15 protein-coding genes are annotated in these 19,789 nt (G+C 67.3%); 7 read left to right on the forward strand and 8 right to left on the reverse strand.

What is annotated here, in order from left to right; all coding sequences use genetic code 11:
* The first annotated feature begins 126 nt into the window (after positions 1-126).
* From dprA to AOZ49_RS08665, 3 genes are all read left to right on the forward strand, one after another.
* Positions 127-1,236, forward strand: coding sequence for a DNA-processing protein DprA (dprA, locus tag AOZ49_RS08655; protein WP_054474876.1), 1,110 nt, complete (start codon positions 127-129; stop codon positions 1,234-1,236).
* Positions 1,237-1,389: 153 nt separating this feature from the next.
* On the forward strand, positions 1,390-2,298 hold the full coding sequence (locus AOZ49_RS08660) for a hydroxymethylglutaryl-CoA lyase (RefSeq protein WP_054474877.1): 909 nt from the start codon (positions 1,390-1,392) through the stop codon (positions 2,296-2,298).
* A 96-nt stretch (positions 2,299-2,394) separates the two neighbouring features.
* Positions 2,395-2,868 carry a hypothetical protein gene (locus AOZ49_RS08665; protein WP_054474878.1) on the forward strand — a complete coding sequence of 158 codons (474 nt, stop codon included), beginning with the start codon at positions 2,395-2,397 and terminating at the stop codon, positions 2,866-2,868.
* Positions 2,869-2,963: 95 nt separating this feature from the next.
* Here AOZ49_RS08665 and AOZ49_RS08670 read toward each other — a convergent pair whose 3' ends face one another.
* A complete protein-coding gene (locus tag AOZ49_RS08670; protein ID WP_054474879.1) occupies positions 2,964-3,980 on the reverse strand; it encodes an amino acid ABC transporter substrate-binding protein in 1,017 nt (338 codons plus the stop codon).
* A gap of 127 nt (positions 3,981-4,107) precedes the next feature.
* Positions 4,108-5,349, reverse strand: a complete 1,242-nt coding sequence (locus AOZ49_RS08675; RefSeq protein WP_054429306.1) for an aminotransferase-like domain-containing protein — start codon at positions 5,347-5,349, stop codon at positions 4,108-4,110.
* 213 nt (positions 5,350-5,562) lie between these two features.
* Here AOZ49_RS08675 and AOZ49_RS08680 point away from each other — a divergent pair, with 213 nt between their 5' ends.
* A complete protein-coding gene (locus AOZ49_RS08680; RefSeq protein ID WP_054474880.1) occupies positions 5,563-6,282 on the forward strand; it encodes a YggS family pyridoxal phosphate-dependent enzyme in 720 nt (239 codons plus the stop codon).
* An 85-nt stretch (positions 6,283-6,367) separates the two neighbouring features.
* On the forward strand, positions 6,368-7,336 hold the full coding sequence (locus tag AOZ49_RS08685; RefSeq protein WP_054474881.1) for a Bug family tripartite tricarboxylate transporter substrate binding protein: 969 nt from the start codon (positions 6,368-6,370) through the stop codon (positions 7,334-7,336).
* 74 nt (positions 7,337-7,410) lie between these two features.
* Here AOZ49_RS08685 and AOZ49_RS08690 read toward each other — a convergent pair whose 3' ends face one another.
* From AOZ49_RS08690 to AOZ49_RS08700, 3 genes are all read right to left on the reverse strand, one after another.
* Positions 7,411-9,282, reverse strand: a complete 1,872-nt coding sequence (locus AOZ49_RS08690) for a DUF3857 domain-containing transglutaminase family protein (RefSeq protein WP_054474882.1) — start codon at positions 9,280-9,282, stop codon at positions 7,411-7,413.
* A gap of 173 nt (positions 9,283-9,455) precedes the next feature.
* Positions 9,456-13,418: a DUF3683 domain-containing protein gene (locus AOZ49_RS08695; protein ID WP_054474883.1), complete on the reverse strand. Its 3,963-nt coding sequence runs from the start codon at positions 13,416-13,418 to the stop codon at positions 9,456-9,458.
* A 132-nt stretch (positions 13,419-13,550) separates the two neighbouring features.
* On the reverse strand, positions 13,551-14,075 hold the full coding sequence (locus tag AOZ49_RS08700) for a YqaA family protein (RefSeq protein WP_054429301.1): 525 nt from the start codon (positions 14,073-14,075) through the stop codon (positions 13,551-13,553).
* A 175-nt stretch (positions 14,076-14,250) separates the two neighbouring features.
* On the opposite strand from AOZ49_RS08700, the gene ilvA reads away from it, so the two are divergent.
* Complete coding sequence (gene ilvA, locus AOZ49_RS08705; RefSeq protein WP_054474884.1) at positions 14,251-15,759, forward strand: threonine ammonia-lyase, biosynthetic; 1,509 nt, start codon at positions 14,251-14,253, stop codon at positions 15,757-15,759.
* Positions 15,760-15,929: 170 nt separating this feature from the next.
* On the opposite strand, the gene AOZ49_RS08710 is transcribed toward ilvA, so the two are convergent.
* On the reverse strand, positions 15,930-17,054 hold the full coding sequence (locus tag AOZ49_RS08710; RefSeq protein WP_054429299.1) for a porin: 1,125 nt from the start codon (positions 17,052-17,054) through the stop codon (positions 15,930-15,932).
* Positions 17,055-17,497: 443 nt separating this feature from the next.
* Positions 17,498-17,881, reverse strand: coding sequence for a DUF4148 domain-containing protein (locus tag AOZ49_RS08715; protein ID WP_054429298.1), 384 nt, complete (start codon positions 17,879-17,881; stop codon positions 17,498-17,500).
* Between the two features lie 382 nt (positions 17,882-18,263).
* On the opposite strand from AOZ49_RS08715, the gene AOZ49_RS08720 reads away from it, so the two are divergent.
* A complete protein-coding gene (locus AOZ49_RS08720; protein ID WP_006391793.1) occupies positions 18,264-19,154 on the forward strand; it encodes a LysR family transcriptional regulator in 891 nt (296 codons plus the stop codon).
* A gap of 46 nt (positions 19,155-19,200) precedes the next feature.
* Here AOZ49_RS08720 and AOZ49_RS08725 read toward each other — a convergent pair whose 3' ends face one another.
* Positions 19,201-19,752 (reverse strand): adenine phosphoribosyltransferase, encoded by a 552-nt coding sequence (locus tag AOZ49_RS08725; RefSeq protein WP_054429297.1) that lies wholly within the window; start codon positions 19,750-19,752, stop codon positions 19,201-19,203.
* Positions 19,753-19,789 lie beyond the last annotated feature (37 nt).

Consider the following 19,789-nt stretch of genomic DNA (forward strand, 5'->3'; position numbering starts at 1 on the left):
TAATAGTTTTCGGCTAAGCCGAGGATTATCCGGCCCCACCCGCCCCCGATTTACGGGCCGGTCCGGCCGGGACCATTCGATCCCCCTTGCCGGGACCGCCGTGGCCGCCATGCGACACTCTCGAACATGCCGCTCACCCACACCCCCGCTGAACTGTCCGCCTGGTTGCGCCTGTCCCTGGAACCCGGTATCGGCTCGGCCACCGCCTGCACCCTGCTGGGCGCGCTGGGCCTGCCGGAACAGATCTACGCGCAGCGCGCCTCGGCCCTGGCGCGCCAATTGCCCGATGCGCTGGCCCGCCAGCTGGCCGCCCCCATGCCGGCCGAGATGGCCGCGCAGGTCGACAGCGCGCTGCAGTGGGTCGAGGCGCCCGGCCGCCATATCCTGACGCTGGCCGATCCCGCCTATCCGCAAAGCCTGCTGACCATCGCCGACCCGCCCATCCTGCTCTACGTGAACGGCGACCCGGCCTATCTGCAGGGACCGTCGCTGGCGGTCGTGGGCGCCCGCAACGCGACCCCCGGCGGCCAGGAAAACGCCCGCGCCTTCGCCCGCCACCTGGCCGGCAACGGCTGGCGCGTGGTCAGCGGGCCGGCGCTGGGCATCGACGCGGCGGCCCATGAAGGCGCCCTGGAAGCCGGCCCCGGCGGCGCCGGCACGGTCGCCGTGATGGGCACCGGCATCGACCGAATCTACCCGGCGCGGCACCGCGACCTGGCGCATCGCATCGCCGCGCACGGCGCGCTGGTGTCCGAACTGCCGATGGGGACCGGCGCCCTGCCGCAGCACTTTCCCAAGCGCAACCGCATCGTGGCAGGCCTGGCGCGCGGCGTGCTGGTGGTCGAGGCCGCGAAACAGAGCGGCTCGCTCATCACTGCGCGGCTGGCGGGCGAAAGCGGGCGCGAAGTGTTCGCCATTCCCGGCTCGATCCACTCGCCGCTGTCGCGCGGTTGCCATGCGCTGATCCGCCAGGGCGCCAAGCTGGTGGAGACCGCGGCCGACATCACCGACGAACTCGGCGGCGGCCCGCAGCCCGGCGCCCGCCCGGCCGCGCCGGCCGAGAGCGCCGCCCCCCACCCTGTGCTGGAGGCCCTGGGCTTCGACCCGTTGCACCTGGACGCGATCCAGGCCCGCTGCGGCCTGGAGACCGCCGACCTGCAGGCCCAGTTGCTGGAGCTGGAACTGGCCGCGCGCGTGGCGCGCCTGGACGACGGACGCTTCCAACGCCTGAAATAAGGGGCCGCGCCAAGACCCAGGGCGGAGGCCGGCCAGCGCCTGGACAGCCCTTGGGCGGCGCGCGAGCGGGGCCGGATGCGATGGCGCTAATATTGGCGTTGGCGCCGTGCCGCCGCCGCGGCCGCCCCCCCCGATACCGATACAGGAAGAGACATGGCATTGCCCACACGCGTCAAGATCGTCGAGGTTTCGCCCCGCGACGGCCTGCAGAATGAAAAGGAATTCGTCCCCACCGACATCAAGGTGGAACTGATCGACCGCCTCGCGGCCGCCGGCTTTCCCAACGTCGAGGCGGCCTCGTTCGTGTCGCCCAAGTGGGTGCCGCAGATGGCCGACGGCGCCGACGTCGTGGCGCGGATCCAGCGCCGTCCCGGCACGATCTACTCGGTGCTCACGCCCAACATGAAGGGCTTCGAAGGCGCGCTGGCGGCCGGCGCGGACGAAATCGTCATCTTCGGCGCGGCCAGCGAGGCCTTCTCGCAAAAGAACATCAACTGCTCGATCGCCGAATCCATCGCGCGCTTCGAACCCGTGGTGCAGGCCGCCCGCGAAGCCGGCATCCGCGTGCGCGGCAGCATCAGCTGCGCGCTGGGCTGTCCCTACCAGGGCGAAGTGCCGATCGAATCCGTGGTCGACGTGGCCCAGCGCTACCTGGCCATGCAGGTCGACGAGATCGACGTGGCCGACACCATCGGCGTGGGCACGCCGCAACGCGTGCGCGACGTGATGACCGCGGTCACCCGCGTGGTGGACCCGGCGCGCGTCTCGGGCCACTTCCACGACACCTACGGCCAGGCGCTGGCCAACATCCTGGCGTCGCTGGAGACCGGCATCTCGATCTTCCACGCCTCGGTGGCCGGCCTGGGCGGTTGCCCCTACGCCAAGGGCGCGACCGGCAACGTCGCCACCGAAGACGTGCTGTACATGCTGCGCGGCCTGGACATCGATACCGGCGTCGACTTCGACGCGGTGGTGGACATCGGCCAATGGATGTCGGCCAACCTCAATCGCAAGGGCTCCAGCCGGGCCGGCAACGCCATTGCCGCCAAGCGGGCCGCCTGACGCGAATCGCCGTAGAATGGCTGCGCGCGTTTCGCGTGAGCGTCCGGGTCAACCGGCGCAAGTCTTTCCGCAACGCTACCGGAACTCCGCAGCCGCATGACGTCCCCCGCCTCGCCCCCCTCGCCCGAGGAACACGCCGCCCTGCTCCGCGCCATCGGTCCGCTGCCGCTGTCGGGGCAGGCGTGGCCCGACTGGGTGCGCATCCTGACCTGGGTGATCCTGGCGGTGCTGGGCGTGCAGGTGGTCACGACCGCCATCCGCGCGCCGGGCCAGCCGCTCGAGAGCTCGATGGCGCTGGTGGTGGGGCTGTGCTTCATCGGCCTGCTGTTCGTGTCCTGGCACATGCAGACGTCCATCACCACCATCGGCGAACGCGGACTGCGCCAGACTTGGTTCTCGCGCCGCGAGGTGGCCTGGGAAGACGTGCGCGAAGCGCGCTTCGTGCCGATGATCTTTTCCAAGCGCCTGGTGGTGTTCACGCACCGCGGCCGGCCCGTGATCTTCCAGGGCGGCACGCGCGAACTGCGCAACGCCTTCACCCGGATCGCGCAGGTCTACCGGCGCGGCTGACGGCCCGCGACGCAATACGCGCCCAATAAAAAACCGATGCCGCAGCATCGGTTTTTTGTTGGCGAATCCGGCCGGCGCGCCGGATCACGCCGCGCTCAGCGGATCGGCAGCGCGTACATCAGGCCGCCTTGCGTCCACTGCGCATTCAGGCCGCGCTTGATCTTCAGCGGGCTGCCCTCGCCGACGTTGCGCTCGAAGCTCTCGCCGTAGTTGCCGACCTGCTTGACGATGTTGTAGGCCCACTTCTCGTCCAGCCCCAGATTGGCGCCGCCGCCGGGCGTCACGCCCAGGATGCGCTTGATATTGGGGCTGTCGCTCTTGGCCTGTTCGTCGACGTTCTTGGAGGTCACGCCGTATTCCTCGGCCTCGATCATGGCCGAGAGCGACCAGCGCACGATGTTCAGCCACGCGTCGTCGCCCTGGCGCACGAACGGACCCAGCGGTTCCTTCGAGATGATCTCGGGCAGCACCACGTAGTCGTCGGGCTTCTGCAGCTTGGAGATGCGGATCGAGGCCAGGCCCGAGGCGTCGGTCGAGAACACGTCGCAACGGCCCGCGGCAAAGGCGTTGACCACTTCGTTGAAGGTCTCGATCACCACCGGCTTGTAGGTGACCTTGTTGGCGCGCGCCCAGTCGGCAAGCGTGTTCTCGTTCGAGGTGCCGGTCTGCAGGCAGATGGTCGCGCCGTTGATTTCCTTGGCGCTCTTGACGCCCAGCGACTTGGGCACCAGGAAGCCCTGGCCGTCGTAGAAGTTGATGCCGGCGTGGATGATGCCCAGCGCGGTGTCGCGCTGCTGCGTCACGGTGGTGTTGCGGGTCAGCACGTCGACTTCACCCGACTGCAGCGCGGTGAAGCGCTGCTGCGAGTTGAGCGGCACGACCTTGATCTTGTCGGCGTCGCCGAACACCGCCGCGGCGATGGCGCGGCACAGGTCCACGTCCAGACCCTGCCACTTGCCCTGCGCGTCAGGGGCGGAGAAGCCCGCGAAGCCCGTGGTGGTGCCGCAGGTGACCGCCCCGCGCTGGCGCACGACGTCCAGCGTCGCCGCTTGTGCCCCTTGTGCCGCGGCAAACAACAACGCCGCACCCGCCAACCCTTTTGCAATGTTCATGACTTGTTTTCCTGTTGTACCGGGACGCGCAAGCGCCCTGTTGTAGCAGGGCGCGCAAGCGCGCCGAGGCGAGAAGCTTATCGACATGAAGCGCCCGCGCCAAATAACAAGCGCTTATTTGGGTATATCACGCCGCCAGCGAAATCGACACCGGCTGGTTGGCCTCGCAGGCGTCCAGCGCGCGGCTGAGCCGCTGCATGCCCTGCGCGATCTGGCTTTCGTTCATGGTGGCGAACGACATGCGCATGGCGTGCAGGTCGGCCTGGGCCGCGTCGGCGTAAAACGCCTTGCCCGGCACGTAGACCACTTCGTGCTCGATGGCATAGGGCAGCAGGCGGGTCGCGTCGACCTCGCCGTTCAGGCGCGCCCAGAAGAACATGCCGCCTTCGGGCTTGCTGAAGGTGATGCGGCCGGCCAGTTCGCGCTCCAGGCCGGCGGCCATGGCGTCGCAACGCAGGCCGTAGGCGGCGCGGATGCGCGGCACGTGTTCTTCATAGCGGCCGTTGGCCAGGTACTGCGCCACCACTTCCTGGATCCACGCGGACGAGGCCATGTCGTCGGCGGCCTTGGCGCCGACGCAGCGGCGGCGGATCTCGGGCGGGGCCACCAGCCAGCCGATGCGCAGCGCGGGCGCCATGGTCTTGGACATGCTGGCCAGGTACACGGCCCAGTTGCGGGCTTCGCCCTCGGCCAGCGCCATGATGGGCGGCACGGCTTCGCCGGCGAAGCGCAGTTCACTGTAGGGATCGTCCTCGACGATCAGGAAGCGGTGCTTGACCGCCAGCTCCAGCAGCCGCAGGCGGCGCTGGCGCGAGATGGTGGCGCCACAGGGATTGGAGAACGAGGCCACCACGCAGACGATCTTGGGCTTGATGCGCGCGGCCAGTTCATCGAGCGCATCGATGTCGACGCCATCCGGGCCGGACGGCACGGTGTGCACGGTGGCGCCGGTGTAGCGCAGCGCCTGCACGGAATTGGGGAACGCGGGCGATTCGATGATGGCGTGGTCGCCCGGCTGCAGCATCACGCGCGACAGCAAGGCCATGGCCTGCTGCGAACCGCCGGTGACGGCCAGTTCGGTGTCCGGATTGCAGTGCAGGCCGCGCGCCGCCGACAGGCGCGCCAGTTCGTTGCGCAGGCTGGCCTGGCCATCGATGTTGGAGTACTGCAGGCAGGCGCCCAGGCGAGCCAGCACCTGGGTCGACGCGATCGTCAGGCCGTCCACGTCGAACAGTTCCTGCGCGGGATAGCCGCCCGCCAGCGAAATGGTGCCGGGGCGCATCGCGTAAGGCATGAGCGAACGGATCGGGGAAGCGGGGGGATTCAGGAAAGGCGTGGCAAAAGCGTACTCGGGCGCGGCGCTGGACATGGCGGAAGGGACGACGAGGAGAAAGGAAGGACCCGCGCCGTTCAACGACGGCGCTGGCGGGTTTAGAACATTGAAATCTAAACAAATATCGACAAATTCTAAGCCTGCCGCTCAGACAGGGTCAACGAACACGCGCCCCTGCGCGGCGCGGTGTGGCGAAACGGTGCACGCGCGTCCTACACTATGGGACATTCCGTTCCCAAGAGACCCCGCATGACCGATGTAGACACCATGGCCACCCGCCTGGCCCGGATCCGGCAACGCATCGCCCAGGCCTGCGAACGCGCCGGCCGGGAGCCGGACAGCGTGACGCTGCTGCCCGTCAGCAAGACGTTCGAGGTGGATGCCGTGCGCGAGGCCATGGCCCTGGGCCTGACCCGTTTTGGCGAGAACAAGACCCAGGAACTGCGCCAGAAGGCGGCCGCGCTGGCCGGCCAGGGCCTGCAATGGGTCCTGATCGGTCACTTGCAGACCAACAAGGCCAAGGACGCGGCGCGCGACGCCACCGAGCTGCAGTCGCTCGACCGGCTCGATCTGGCCGAGGCCCTGCACCGCCGCCTGGTCAATGAGGGCCGGACCCTGGACGTGCTGGTGCAGGTCAAAACCTCCAGCGAACCCAGCAAGTACGGCATGGCCCCCGCCGACGTGGCGGCGTTCCTGCGCCGCATCACGGCGGACTTCCCCACCCTGCGGGTGCAGGGCCTGATGACCATGGCGGCCAATTCGCCCGACCCGCTGGAAGTGCGCGCCTGCCTCCGCGCCCTGCGCGAGCTGCGCGACCAGTTGCGCCAGGAAAGCATCGCCGGGGTGTCGCTGGAGCGCCTGTCCATGGGCATGAGCGGCGATTTCGAGCTGGCGATCGAGGAAGGCTCGACCGAAGTGCGCATCGGCACCGCCATCTTCGGCGCCCGCAGCTACCCCGATCCGCAATAAGCCGCTGATTCCGGGGCCGCAAACGAGCGCATATTGCCGGGCGGCCGGGGCATAATACCCTCGCAAAAAAACGAGGAGACACCCCATGCACAAACACGCCCGGCGCCTGTTGGCGCTTGCCGCCCTGTCGCTGGCCGCCACCGCGGCCTCGGCCCAATCCTGGCCCGCCCAACCCGTCCGCTGGATCGTGCCCTACCCGGCCGGCGGCGGCGCCGACGTGGTCGCGCGCACCGTCGCCAGCGGCATCGAGAAGCCGCTCGGCCAGACCATCGTGGTCGAGAACCGCCCCGGCGCCGCCACCATCATCGGCGCCACCGCGATCTCGCAGGCCGAACCCAGCGGCTACGTCATCGGCACCGCCGATTCCGGCACGCTGGCGTACAACCCCACGCTCTACGCCAAGCTGGCCTACGACCCGTCCAAGTTCACCTACATCGGCGGCATCGCCAAGTTCCCGCTGCTGCTGGCGGTGAACGTCAACTCGCCCTACAAGACGGTCGACGACGTGATCCAGGCCGCCAAGAAGGAACCCGGCAAGCTGACCGCCGCCTCGGCCGGCGCCGGCTCGCCGCACCACCTGGCGCTGGAACTGTTCAAGCAGCGCACCGGCGCCAACCTGCTGCACGTGCCCTACAAGGGCGCGGCGCCCGCCATCCAGGATCTGCTGGGCGGACAGGTGGATGTGATGTTCATCGACCTGGCCGCGGGCCTGCCCAACGTCAAGGCCGGCAAGCTGCGCGTGCTGGCCGCGGCCACGCCCGAGCGCGTCGCCGTGCTGCCGGACACGCCCACCATGGCCGAGCAAGGCGTGTCGGACTTCACCGCCTACGCCTGGCAAGGCCTGGTCGCGCCCGGCGGCCTGCCCGAGCCCGTGGTCAAGAAGCTGTCCGCCGAACTCGACGCCGCGCTGAAGTCGCCCGCCGTGTCGCAGAAGATGCTGGACATGGGCGTCATCCCGATGCCGCTGTCGGCGCAGGAATTCAAGGCCTATGCCGACAAGGAACGCACCGCCTGGGCGGAAGTGATCAAGAAGGCCAACATCAAGCTCGAATGAGCGCGACCTGCCTGATATGAAAAACGCGGCCCTCCGGCCGCGTTTTTCCTGGGTGGCGCTGCCGCGTCCAGCGCTCACTTGCGCGGCAGCGTCACCACCATGCGCAATGCCTCGACGCATTGCCGGCCCTGCTCGATCGCCTGCCCGAACGCCTCCGAGCCGATCTCGTCATGGCTGAACCAGCTGACCTTCCTGGCGCTGCGGTAGCGGTACTGGTAGCCCGCCTTGGCCGGCTTGCCGTCCAGGTCCACGTCGATCCACGGCGACCGGACCTGGCAATGCAGCGGCGGCGCGTCGACCTTGCCGCCGGCCAGCGTCACGTCATAGGAGGTGGTTTCCGGCGTGCCGAGGTAGATGTCGGCCAGCTGGCCCGCCTGGCGGTAGCGCGCGAAGAACTCCCAGTCATCGCTCAATTCGGTGTGCGTGTAGACCTGCTGGCGGCCGACCCGTTCCAGCGCCCGCAGGTCCACCAGCGTGGCGTCGATGCGGTAGGCCGCCGGCACCACGAAATCGCTGGCGGCGCGCCGCAGCCGGCAGTCGCGGTTCTCGGCGGCGAAGCTGCGGCACAGCGCCTGGTCCATGGCCGTCGCGCCGTTCTGCTGATCGCCCACGCTGACTTCCGCCGCCACCATGCGGCTGACCTCGACAGAGGCGCGCACGCTGGCCTGCCCGTCCTTGTCGAACTGTTCATGGCGCGTCACCACGACGCTGGGCGCGGGGCGTTCGAGCGGAATGTCCTCGCGCCGCACATTGCCCTGATCGTCCATGACGAAGGCCCAGCGCTGCTGGATGTCGGGCATGGTGAAGCCCGGCACGAACACCGGATTGGTGGGGTCCAGCCACCAGGTCTGGCCCTGCACCTGGGCGCGCACGATGGCGTGGTTGGGCGCCGACAGCCCTGGCAGCAGCACCGCCGGCGCCACCGTGCCGCGCGTCACCAGCGCGGGTTCGGCGGCGATGCCGGCCGCGCGCAGCATGGCCGTCAGCAGCACCGACAGGTCCTTGCAGTCGCCATAGCCGCGCCGCTCGATCTCATCGAGCGCGAAGGGAATCTGGCCGCGTTCGCTGTTGCGCCAGTCACCCAGGTAGCGATAGCGCTCATGGATGTGGCGCATCAGCGCGGCCACGATCTGCGCCGGGGCCTTGCCCCGCTGGGCCGCGACGGCCGCGGCCGCGCCTTCGGGCAAGGCCGCCGCCAGGATGGCGTTGTAGCGCGCCGCGAATGGGCCGAAATGGTCCTGCAAGGCGGCCGAACTGCCGATCTCCAGGCGCGGCGACTGGCGCAGATAGCCCTTGTCCGACTCGTTGACGTAGGCGTAGTAGTAAGGCGTGGCCTTTAGCTCCACCGTGATGCGGCGCGCATCGGGCGAGGCCTCGACGCGATAGGCGTCCATCGCCTCGGTCCGCCAGACCATCGGGCGCTCGGCGCTGAACTCGGCGCGAAAGCGCTCCTGGCGCACCGCCCGCGGCTGCAAGCCCAGCACGTAGTGGAATTGCGTGGCCGACGGGATGCCGGCGTAACGCTCGCGCAGCGTGTAGACGATGGTGCTGCCCACCCGCAGATTGGGAAAGGCCAGCGAGGTCTGCTTGTTGCGCAGGAAACCCTGGTCCGGATTCGGCGCCATGCGGGTATCGATCTGGTCGGCCGTCAGGGGCACGGGCTTTTCGCCGGGCTGGATCAGCTCGGCGCGCTCGACCTCGACGCTGTCGTTCTCGGCATAACTGCGGTCGATGCGCGAGACCAGCTCGCGCCCGGCCAGCGTCAGGATGGTGTAGCGGTAGGTGCTCACGCACTCGGTGCTGTTGTCCTGGCCGAAGCGGCAGTGGAATTCGGTGTCGCCGGACAGCGGCGCTTCGGCGACGGGTTGCAGGGCGCCCTGGGCGGGCAGGCTGGCCACGGTCGCGAGGACGGCGGCAAGGAGCGGGGTTCGGGGGAAAACGGGCATGGAAACTGCTGACACCTCACATTACAATTGAGACGCAATGTTATTTGCAATGAAATAGCAGCACAAGTCGCCGCGGCCATGGCCCGCCTGCGCTATCGCGCGAAAAACAAAACGCCCGGCGAATCCGCCGGGCGTTGCGAGACGCGGCGCGCCGGCCACTGGCCGGCGACGCGCTACACCAGCACGCGCTCGATGCCGTCCGCGTTGGCGCGGCGCACGTACTCTTCCATCCAGCCTTCGCCGAGGATGTGGCGCGCCATCTCGACCACGATGTAGTCGGCGTCCATGCCGGTGTCGCCCTGGTAGCGCGACAGGCCTTGCAGGCACGACGGGCACGAGGTCAGCACCTTGACGTCACCCGTGAAGCCGTCGGTGCGCAGCGCGGCGTCGCCCTTGAGCAGCTCTTCCTGCTTGCGGAAGCGCACCTGGGTCGAGATGTCCGGCCGGCTGACCGCCAGCGTGCCCGACTCGCCGCAGCAGCGGTCGCTCTTGACGGCGCCGTCGCCCACCAGCGAACGCACGGTCTTCATCGGATCCTGCAGCTTCATCGGCGTGTGGCAGGGGTCGTGGTACATGTAGCGCACGCCCTTGGCGCCTTCCAGCTTGATGCCCTTTTCCAGCAGGTATTCGTGGATGTCGATCAGGCGGCAGCCCGGGAAGATCTTCTCGAACTCGTAGCCGGCCAGTTGGTCGTAGCAAGTGCCGCAGCTGACCACCACGGTCTTGATGTCCAGGTAGTTGAGCGTGTTGGCGACGCGGTGGAACAGCACCCGGTTGTCGGTGATGATCTGCTCGGCCTTGTCGGTCATGCCGTTGCCGCGCTGCGGATAGCCGCAGCACAGGTAGCCCGGCGGCAGCACGGTCTGCACGCCGGCATGCCGCAGCATCGCCTGCGTGGCCAGGCCGACCTGCGAGAACAGGCGTTCCGAACCGCAGCCCGGGAAGTAGAACACCGCTTCCGTGTCGGCCGTGGTGGTCTTCGGATCGCGGATGATCGGCACGTAGTTCGCGTCCTCGATGTCCAGCAGCTTGCGCGCGGCCTGCTTGGGCAGCCCGCCCGGCATCTTCTTGTTGACGAAGCGCACCACCTGCTCGCGCAGCGGCGGCTTGCCGACGGTCGCCGGCGGCGCCGAGGTCTGCTTCTTCACCAGGCCCGACAGCAGGTCATGCGCGGCGCGCTGAACCTTGTAGCCCACGCCCGCCATCGCCTTGCGGGTGGCGTTGATGGTGGCCGGATCCTTGGCGTTCAGGAAGAACATGGCGCTGGCCGTGCCCGGATTGAACGACTTGCGGCCCATGCGCCGCAGCACGGCGCGCATGTTCATCGACACGTCGCCGAAGTCGATGTCGACCGGACAGGGGTTGTAGCACTTGTGGCAGACGGTGCAGTGGTCGGCCACGTCCTCGAATTCTTCCCAGTGCTTCAGGCTGACGCCGCGGCGGGTCTGCTCTTCGTACAGGAAGGCCTCGACCAGCAGCGAGGTCGCCAGGATCTTGTTGCGCGGCGAATACAGCAGGTTGGCGCGCGGCACGTGGGTGGCGCACACCGGCTTGCACTTGCCGCAGCGCAGGCAGTCCTTGATCGAATCCGAGATGGCGCCGATGTCGCTCTGCTGCATGATCAGCGACTCGTGGCCCATCAGGTTGAAGCTGGGCGTCCAGGCGTGGCGCAGGTCGGCGCCGGGCATGAGCTTGCCGGCGTTGAAGTGGCCATTGGGATCGACGCGGCGCTTGTAGTCCTGGAACGGCGCCAGCTCGGCTTCCGTCAGGAACTCGTACTTGGTCAGGCCGATGCCGTGCTCGCCCGAGATCACGCCGTCCAGGTCGCGCGCGATCTGCATGATGCGCTCCACGGCCTGGTGGGCCTCCTGCAGCATGCCGTAGTCGTCCGAGTTGACCGGGATGTTGGTGTGCACGTTGCCGTCGCCCGCGTGCATGTGCAGCGCCACGAACACGCGGCTCTTGAGCACGCGGCCGTGGATCGCCACCAGCTCGTCCAGGATGGGCTTGCGCGCCGCGCCCGAGAATGCGGCCTGCAGGCCGGCCAGCACTTCGGTCTTCCACGACACGCGGATGGTGCGGTCCTGCACCACGTCGAACACACGCGCCTGCGGCTGCGCCGCCAGGCGCTCGGCCAGCGCGGCGCTCAAGTGCGCCATGCCCAGGCCGTCCAGCTGCGGCATGGCCTCGGCCAGCGGCAGGTCCAGGTTGTCCAGCAGCCACTGCCAGCGCTGGCGCGCCGCGGCCAGCAGCTCGATGGCCTGGCGCGTGCGCTCGGCCAGCACCTCGGCGCGGGTTTCATCGTCGTCGGCGGCGTCTTCGGCCTTGCCGACCGGCAAGGGCGTACAGAGGTAGTCGTCCAGCGCGCCCAGCAGGCGCAGCTTGTTGCGGGTCGACAGCTCGATGTTGATGCGTTCGATATGGTCGGTGTACTCGCCCATGCGCGGCAGCGGGATCACCACGTCTTCGTTGATCTTGAAGGCGTTGGTGTGGCGCGCGATCGCGGCGGTGCGCGAGCGGTCGAGCCAGAACTTCTTGCGGGCCTCGGCGCTGACCGCCACGAAGCCTTCGCCGTGGCGCGTATTGGCCAGGCGCACCACTTCGCTGGCGGCCGCGGCCACGGCATCTTCGTCGTCGCCGACGATGTCGCCGATCAGCACCATCTTGGGCAGCGAGCCGCGCTTGCTCTTGGTGGCGTAGCCGACCGCGCGCAGGTAGCGCTCGTCCAGATGCTCCAGGCCGGCCAGGATGGCGCCACGGGCGCGGCCCTCGCCGTCCAGGTAGCCCTTGACCTCGACGATCGACGGAATCGCGTCGCGCGCCTGGCCGAAGAATTCCATGCAGACGGTGCGGGTGTGCTTGGGCATGCGGTGCAGCACCCAGCGCGCCGACGTGATCAGGCCGTCGCAGCCTTCCTTCTGGATGCCCGGCAGGCCGGCCAGGAACTTGTCGGTGACGTCCTTGCCCAGGCCTTCCTTGCGGAACACGCGGCCCGCGATCTCCAGGGTCTCGGTCTTGAGCAGGCGCTCGCCCGGCTTGCCGCGGCCATCGAACCACTTGAGTTCGAAGCGGGCCACGTCCACGTCATGGATCTTGCCCATGTTGTGCGCCAGGCGCGTCACTTCGAGCCAGTTGCCGTCCGGATCGACCATGCGCCACCAGGCCAGGTTGTCGAGCGCGGTGCCCCACAGCACGGCTTTCTTGCCGCCGGCGTTCATGGCGATGTTGCCGCCCACGCACGAGGCCTCGGCCGAGGTCGGGTCCACGGCGAAGACGAAACCGGCCGCCTCGGCCGCTTCCGACACCCGCTTGGTCACCACGCCGGCGCCGGCATGGATGACGGCCACGGGCTCGGTGAGCCCGGGCAGGATACAGGACTCGACCTTGCCCAGCTTGTCGAATTTCTCGGTGTTGATGACGGCCGACTTCCAGGTCAGCGGAATCGCGCCGCCGGTGTAGCCGGTGCCGCCGCCGCGCGGCACGATGGTCAGGCCCAGCTCGATACAGGCGGTGACCAGCGCGGCGATCTCGTCTTCCGTATCCGGCGTCAGCACCACGAACGGGTACTCCACGCGCCAGTCGGTGGCGTCGGTCACGTGCGAGACGCGCGACAGGCCGTCGAACTTGATGTTGTCGCGCGCGGTGATGCGGCCCAGCACCTTCTGCGCCTGCTTGCGCAGCATGGCGGTCTGGTCGAACTCGCCCTCGAAGGCGGCGATGGCCGAACGCGCCCGGCCCAGCAGGCCCAGCACTTTCTCGTCGCGGTGCGGATCGTGGCCGACCTCGGCCGGCGCGCCGGGTTCGCGGCGGCGGTCGATCTCGCCCAGCCGATGGTGCAGCGCATCGATCAGCTGCTTGCGGCGCTTGGGGTTGTCCAGCAGGTCGTCCTGCAGGTAGGGATTGCGGCGCACCACCCAGATGTCGCCGAGCACCTCGTACAGCATGCGGGCGGACCGCCCGGTGCGGCGCTCGCCGCGCAGATCGGTCAACAGGCTCCAGGCGTCATCGCCCAGCAGCCGGCCGACGATCTCGCGATCGGAGAACGACGTGTAGTTGTAGGGGATTTCGCGCAGTCGCGCGGGTGCTGCGGGCGGCGTCGCCCCGTTCAAGATGTGGCTGGCGAGTGGGGCGTTCATGGCGGCAAGAGGGGGCCCTTAAAAAATTATTTTATGCCATTGGCCGGAACTGCCCCCGAATACCCCCAGGGAAATGCTCAAAACCCGCAAAATATCGCCGCAATATGTCCCTTATTAAGCGCGACGTCAGCGCTATACCTGACCCGGGAACAGCCACAGCAGACTGGCCGTCATCGCCAGGTAGCGCAGGAACTTGCCGATGGCCATATAGGCCACGCAGGGCCAGAACGGCAGCCGCAGCCAGCCGGCCACGGCGCACAGCGGATCGCCCACCCCCGGCAGCCAGGACAGCAGCAGGGCCGGCGGCCCCAGGCGATGGATCCAGGCATGCGCCCGTTCGTTCCAGCGGCCCCGCATGCGATGTTCGTCCGCCGCATGGGGATGGCGTTCCTTCCAGCGCTGGAAGGCCTTTTCCGCGCCCAGGCCCATGGCGTAGCTGATGGCGCCGCCGATGGTGTTGCCGGCGGTCGCCACCAGGATGGCGGGCCAGAACATGTCGGGCGACAGCTTGATGTAGCCGAACACCGCCGGCTCCGAGCCGAGCGGCAGCAACGTCGCCGAGATCAGCGAAACGATGAAGATGGCGGGCAGGCCTACCGAGGGCAGGGCCAACAGGTTCAGTAGCCAATGAATGGCCGATAGCAGGCTTTCTTCCATGATGCCAGCGAGTGTAGCCGCGCGCGGGCCGGCGGCCGGCCGGGCCCGTCCGGTCCATGATGAAACTGGCGGAAAACCGTCGGGCGACCCGGCTTTCCCTGCAATAATCCCGCTCACGCCATCGGGCCCGCGAGCCTGGCGCTCCATTTTTCCGCCCCTACCCCAAGCGCAGTCCATGTCCACCGATTATCTGAAACGCATCCTGACCTCCAAGGTCTACGACGTCGCGGTCGAATCGCCGCTCGAAGCCGCGCCCCTGCTGTCGCAGCGCATGGCGAATACGATCCTGCTCAAGCGCGAGGACACCCAGGCGGTATTCAGCTTCAAGCTGCGCGGGACGTACAACAAGATGGCCAACCTCGCGCCGGCGGCGCGCAACCGCGGCGTGATCGCGGCCTCGGCCGGCAACCACGCCCAGGGCGTGGCGCTGGCCGCGTCGCGGCTCGGCTGCCGCGCGGTCATCGTCATGCCCACCACCAGCCCGCAGGTCAAGATCGACGCGGTGCGCCGGCTGGGCGGCGAAGTGGTGCTGGCCGGCGAGAGCTTCTCCGACGCCTACGCCCACGCGCAGACGCTGGAAAAGAAAGAGAAACTGACCTTCGTGCATCCGTTCGACGATCCCGACGTGATCGCCGGCCAGGGCACGGTGGGCATGGAGATCCTGCGCCAGCACCCCGGCCCGATCGACGCCATCTTCGTGGCCATCGGCGGCGGCGGCCTGATCGCCGGCGTGGCCGCCTACATCAAGCAGTTGCGCCCCGAGATCAAGATCATCGGCGTGCAGACCGAAGACTCCGACGCCATGCTGCGCAGCGTGCGCGCCGGCCGCCGGGTGCAATTGAACGATGTCGGGCTGTTCTCGGACGGCACCGCCGTCAAGCTGGTGGGCGCCGAGACCTTCAAGCTGACGCGCAAGTACGTCGATGATTTCGTGGTGGTGGACACCGACTCGATCTGCGCCGCCATCAAGGATGTGTTCCAGGACACGCGCAGCGTGCTGGAACCGGCCGGCGCCATGGCCGTGGCCGGCGCCAAGCAGTACGCCGCCGAGCACAAGCTCAAGGACAAGACGCTGGTCGCCATCGCCTGCGGCGCCAACATGAACTTCGACCGCCTGCGCTTCGTGGCCGAACGCGCCGAGGTCGGCGAAATGCGCGAGGCCGTCTTCGCCGTCACCATGCCGGAACAGCGCGGCAGCTTCCGCCGCTTCTGCGAACTGGTCGGCGAACGCAGCGTCACCGAGTTCAACTACCGCATTTCCGATTCCGACCGCGCCCACGTGTTCGTCGGCCTGCAGGTCTCGTCGCCGGCCGAACCCGACAAGATCGCCAGCCACTTCCGCCGCCATGGCTTCGATACGCTCGACCTGACGCACGACGAAATGGCCAAGACCCACTTGCGCCACATGGTCGGCGGCCGGTCCGCGCAGGCGCGCGACGAACTGCTCTATCGCTTCGAATTCCCGGAACGCCCGGGCGCGCTGATGCGTTTCCTGAACGCCATGAACCCCGACTGGAACATCAGCCTGTTCCATTACCGCAACCAGGGCGCCGACTACGGCCGCATCCTGATCGGCATCCAGGTGCCGGCGGCGGACAAGAAGCAATTCCGCGGCTTCGTGGCGGAGCTCGGCTACCCCCACTGGAACGAGACCGACAACCCGGCCTACAAGCTGTTCCTGTAAGCCTCGAAAAAGCAGGCGCCCAAAAACGAGAGGGCCTCCACATGGAGGCCCTTCCCTTCTCTGCTCAGGACTCGCCCGGCCGCAACCTGAAGGGGGGGTTCGCTGTCACTCGGCGGCTCACGGAGATGTGCCGCGCATTCAGCAAGGTGCGGTCGGGCCGATACCCTCGCTTAGAAACGGTGACGCAGACCCACCGCGAACGCGGTGTCGCGCGCATCGTGCTGGAACGCGTAGTTGTCGCCGTAGGAGGCGTACGCGTACAGGTTGGTGCGCTTGGTGAAGTCGTACGTGTAGCCCAGGCTGTAGACGTTGAACGTCGCGTCGTCGCCGGTCAGCTTGTCGTTGTTCGGCGTGGCGCGCTGCCAGGAACCGAAGATGGCGTGGCGGCCCAGGGGCACGGTGGCGCCGATCATGTAGGAATTGGCGCGGAAACCGTCAGCCAGCTTGAACGAGCCCAGCTTCTGCATGCCGTCCGGCGTCGTGCCCATGTTCTGGCCGATGAACCAGCCGTCGCGGGTCTGGCTGAACGCCGCCGCCAGCTTCACCACTTCGAAGTCGTAGGTGCCGCCGATGATGTATTCCTGGACGCGCGAGCTGGACTTGCCGCCGATGCTGTCATTGGACGGATTGAAGCGGTCGTAGGCCGCGGCCAGGTTCAGCGGACCGTTCAGGTATTGGGCGCCCACGGTCAGGACACGGTTGTTGTTGCCCGTGGCGAAGCCGGTCTGGTGCTTTTCCTTGACGCCGTCTTCGACGGTGTCATCGGCGCTGAACGAATAGCCCACGCCCAGCTTGAAGCCGTCCATGCTGGGGGTTTGGTACAGGACCATGTTGTCCAGGCGCATGGTGTTGGCGCTGCTGAACGTCGTACCCAGGTTGGCGGTGTTGTAGCTGATGGCGAACGGATCGATCGAACCGAAGTACTTCGAGGCCAGGTTGGTCTGGCGGCCGAATTCCAGGCGGCCCCACGAATCACTGTCCAGGCCCACGGTGGCCTGGCGGCCCCACAGGCGACCGTTCTGCAGCGATTGGCCGTTCATCGGGCCGAAACCGCCTTCCAGGTTGAACACGGCGCGCAGGCCGTCACCCAGGTCTTCCGTGCCGCGCAGGCCGAAGCGCGAGCCGCTGCTCACGCCTTGCACGGCGCCGATGCGGCTTTGCGACTGGCCCTTGAACTTCACTTGCTCGTAGCCGACACCGGCGTCGATCAAACCGTACAGCGTCACGGAATCAGCGGCATGCGCGGCGCCGGCGAAACCGGCCAGCAACGCGACTGCCAATAGCGTCTTCTTCATAAAAGTCCCCAAAATGGCGAGAGATAAAGGCATCCCGCAACCACGCGGCGGCATCGCCGCGGCCTGCGTGCCGCTACGAAAAAAAGCGAGCGGCGTCTGCACTGAATCTAGTGTCTGCCCTGGAACAATTTGAAGTAACCCGGATTTCGAAGAACTACTCTCCATGGGCGGGATAATGCCCGCCGCATGCCGCGCCACGGTTCCGGAAGATGCGCATTAAGGCCTTGATATCAAATGTGAATTCTTGCTCACAATTCGTGTTTTCAGGACTGCCGCGAGTCGCCGTGCCCGAGGGAAATCGACATCACATGTTGTGTGGGTGGCACAGTCGATGCGGCATAAACACGACAACGGCGGCGATGGCGAGCCCCGGACCGAGAGATAAAAAACCCCTTGGCGGGCAAGGGGTTTTCCGATTCGGCGTCGTGGCGGACAGTCTCGGATCAACGACCCTTGGGCGGGTAGTCCAGTTCACCGAAGGTGTATTCGCCGCGGGCCTTGGCCTGGGCCAGTTCTTCGCGCACCTGTTCGCGGGTCTTGCCGACCGTCTGCGTGGCGGCGGCGCGCGGCGGGTAGTCCAGCTCGCCGCTGGTGACCTGGCCGGCGGCCTTGGCGCTTTGCAGTTCCTGTTGGACCTGTTCGCGCGTCATGCCCGTCTGCTGGGCGATGGCGGGCGGATAGTCCAGTTCGCCGAACGTGACCTGGCCGGCGGCCTTGGCGGCCTGCAGTTCCTGCTGGACCTGTTCACGCGTCTTGCCATCGGCGTGGGCGGCGGACATGCCCGCCAGCGTTGCGGTAACCATGAGTGCGGTAGCTAGGGCTTTCATTGTGATGACTCCATCCTAAACCTGGCACACCGTCCGCCACCAGGGCGGCGGCGGCAATGTGACAATTCGATTGCTGGGATGCAGTATCTGGCGATCAGGCCCTAGTAAAAACCCTTATTTTGGTGAACATATTTGCATGTACGGGACAATTGCAAAGCGTATCCCGCCGGAACGGGCCTCGCGCCGCGCAACAACGGGTCGCGTCCTATGGCGCAAGGCCACACGGGCATTCAGCCGCGCGCCAGCCTGGTAACGGAACGTACGTTTCCCATCTGACGGAATAGTCATTCATGTTGGCTAAATAGACATTTCCACTGGCGGGACAATATTTCCACTTATCATATGAACCTGCCAGAAATGGAATTTGGAGTTTGAGGGCACCATGGATATTCAGCTTAACGACATCGCGCTTTTCGTCGAGGTCGCCAAGCGCAAGAACTTCAGCCACGCCGCCGAAGCCTTGAATATTCCAACGTCCACGCTCTCGCGGCGCGTCAGTGAACTTGAGCGCAGCGTCGGCATGCGCCTGCTGAACCGCAGCACGCGCAAGATCGACCTGACCGAAGCCGGCGCCATCTATTTCGAGCGCTGCCGGCATATCGTCGAAGAAGCCCGCATCGCCCACGACCAGCTGCTAGACATGGCGGTACAGCCCAAGGGCCGCCTGCGCATCTCGCTGCCCACCAGCCTGGCGCAGCTGTTCCTTCCCGCCGTGATCCGCGAGTTCCGCGAACAGCACCCCGATATCGAATGTGATTTCGACCTGAGCATGCGGCCGATCGACCCGATCAGCAATCCGTTCGACCTGATCCTGCGCTTCGGGCAACAGCCCGATTCCAGCCTCATCTCGCGCAAGATCGTGCTGATGGCGCACCAGCTGTATGCCTCGCCCGACTATCTGGCGCGCCATGGCGAGCCGCGGGTGCCGGCGGACCTGAGCCACCACGAGTGCCTGCGCCCGACGATGCGCGACGAGTCATCCTTCTGGATGCTGCATTCGGGTGACAAGGTGGAGCGCGTGCAGGTGTCGGGCCGGCTGTCGGCCAACAATGTCGGCATGCTGGGACGCCTGGCCGGACAGGGCCTGGGCATCACGCCGCTGCTGGTGTTCGATGCAATGGAGCGGGCCATCAAGCAGGCCGGCCTGGTGCGCGTGCTGCCCGACTGGAGCCTGACGCCCCTGCCCCTGTTCGCCCTGCTGCCGTCGCGCATGCTGCCGGCCAAGACCAAGGCCTTCCTGGACTTCATCCAGCCGCGGCTCTCGGACGCGTGACGCGGATGCCTGAGACGGACGCCTGAGGCGTCCGCCCGCGCCGGCCTCAGACCGACGCGCTATCGTATTGACAGACGGTATAGAGCGGCGTGCCGGTGGCCGCGATCTTGGTCGACCCGCCGAGTTCGGGCAGGTCGATGATGGCGGCGGCCTCGACCACGTTCGCGCCCAGGCGCTGCAGCAGCTTGATGGCCGCCAGCATCGTGCCGCCCGTGGCGATCAGGTCATCCACCAGCAGGACGCGCTGGCCGGTGCGCACGGAATCAGTGTGCATCTCGACGGCCGCGTTGCCGTATTCGAGCGAGTATTCCTCGGCCACGGTGCGGTACGGCAGCTTGCCCTTCTTGCGCACCGGCACGAAACCCAGGTTGAGTTCATAGGCCAGCACGCTGCCGATGATGAAGCCGCGCGCGTCCACGCCCGCCACCAGATCCAGGCGCTGGCGCATGTAGCGGTAGACGAAAAGGTCGATCAGCACCCGGAACGCACGCGGATCCTGCAGCACTGGCGTGATGTCGCGAAAAATGACACCAGGTTGGGGCCAGTCAGGCACGCTGCGGATGGTGCGCCGGATGTACTCGGCGTTGTCGGTCTGCATGGAAGCTGGCCCAGGAGAATTGAAGCAAGGCGAACTA

It is taken from the genome of Achromobacter sp. 2789STDY5608615, from assembly GCF_001298995.1.
GTDB lineage: Bacteria > Pseudomonadota > Gammaproteobacteria > Burkholderiales > Burkholderiaceae_B > Achromobacter > Achromobacter insuavis.

What these genes read in the sequence shown, in the direction of transcription:
- AOZ49_RS08685 (WP_054474881.1), top strand. Translation starts at nt 6,368, where the DNA reads ATGCACAAACACGCCCGGCGCCTGTTGGCGCTTGCCGCCCTGTCGCTG.
- AOZ49_RS08680 (WP_054474880.1), top strand. Translation starts at nt 5,563, where the DNA reads ATGACCGATGTAGACACCATGGCCACCCGCCTGGCCCGGATCCGGCAA.
- AOZ49_RS08660 (WP_054474877.1), top strand. Translation starts at nt 1,390, where the DNA reads ATGGCATTGCCCACACGCGTCAAGATCGTCGAGGTTTCGCCCCGCGAC.
- AOZ49_RS08710 (WP_054429299.1), bottom strand. Translation starts at nt 17,054, where the DNA reads ATGAAGAAGACGCTATTGGCAGTCGCGTTGCTGGCCGGTTTCGCCGGC.
- dprA (WP_054474876.1), top strand. Translation starts at nt 127, where the DNA reads ATGCCGCTCACCCACACCCCCGCTGAACTGTCCGCCTGGTTGCGCCTG.
- AOZ49_RS08665 (WP_054474878.1), top strand. Translation starts at nt 2,395, where the DNA reads ATGACGTCCCCCGCCTCGCCCCCCTCGCCCGAGGAACACGCCGCCCTG.
- ilvA (WP_054474884.1), top strand. Translation starts at nt 14,251, where the DNA reads ATGTCCACCGATTATCTGAAACGCATCCTGACCTCCAAGGTCTACGAC.
- AOZ49_RS08670 (WP_054474879.1), bottom strand. Translation starts at nt 3,980, where the DNA reads ATGAACATTGCAAAAGGGTTGGCGGGTGCGGCGTTGTTGTTTGCCGCG.
- AOZ49_RS08700 (WP_054429301.1), bottom strand. Translation starts at nt 14,075, where the DNA reads ATGGAAGAAAGCCTGCTATCGGCCATTCATTGGCTACTGAACCTGTTG.
- AOZ49_RS08720 (WP_006391793.1), top strand. Translation starts at nt 18,264, where the DNA reads ATGGATATTCAGCTTAACGACATCGCGCTTTTCGTCGAGGTCGCCAAG.
- AOZ49_RS08725 (WP_054429297.1), bottom strand. Translation starts at nt 19,752, where the DNA reads ATGCAGACCGACAACGCCGAGTACATCCGGCGCACCATCCGCAGCGTG.
- AOZ49_RS08690 (WP_054474882.1), bottom strand. Translation starts at nt 9,282, where the DNA reads ATGCCCGTTTTCCCCCGAACCCCGCTCCTTGCCGCCGTCCTCGCGACC.
- AOZ49_RS08675 (WP_054429306.1), bottom strand. Translation starts at nt 5,349, where the DNA reads ATGTCCAGCGCCGCGCCCGAGTACGCTTTTGCCACGCCTTTCCTGAAT.
- AOZ49_RS08695 (WP_054474883.1), bottom strand. Translation starts at nt 13,418, where the DNA reads ATGAACGCCCCACTCGCCAGCCACATCTTGAACGGGGCGACGCCGCCC.
- AOZ49_RS08715 (WP_054429298.1), bottom strand. Translation starts at nt 17,881, where the DNA reads ATGAAAGCCCTAGCTACCGCACTCATGGTTACCGCAACGCTGGCGGGC.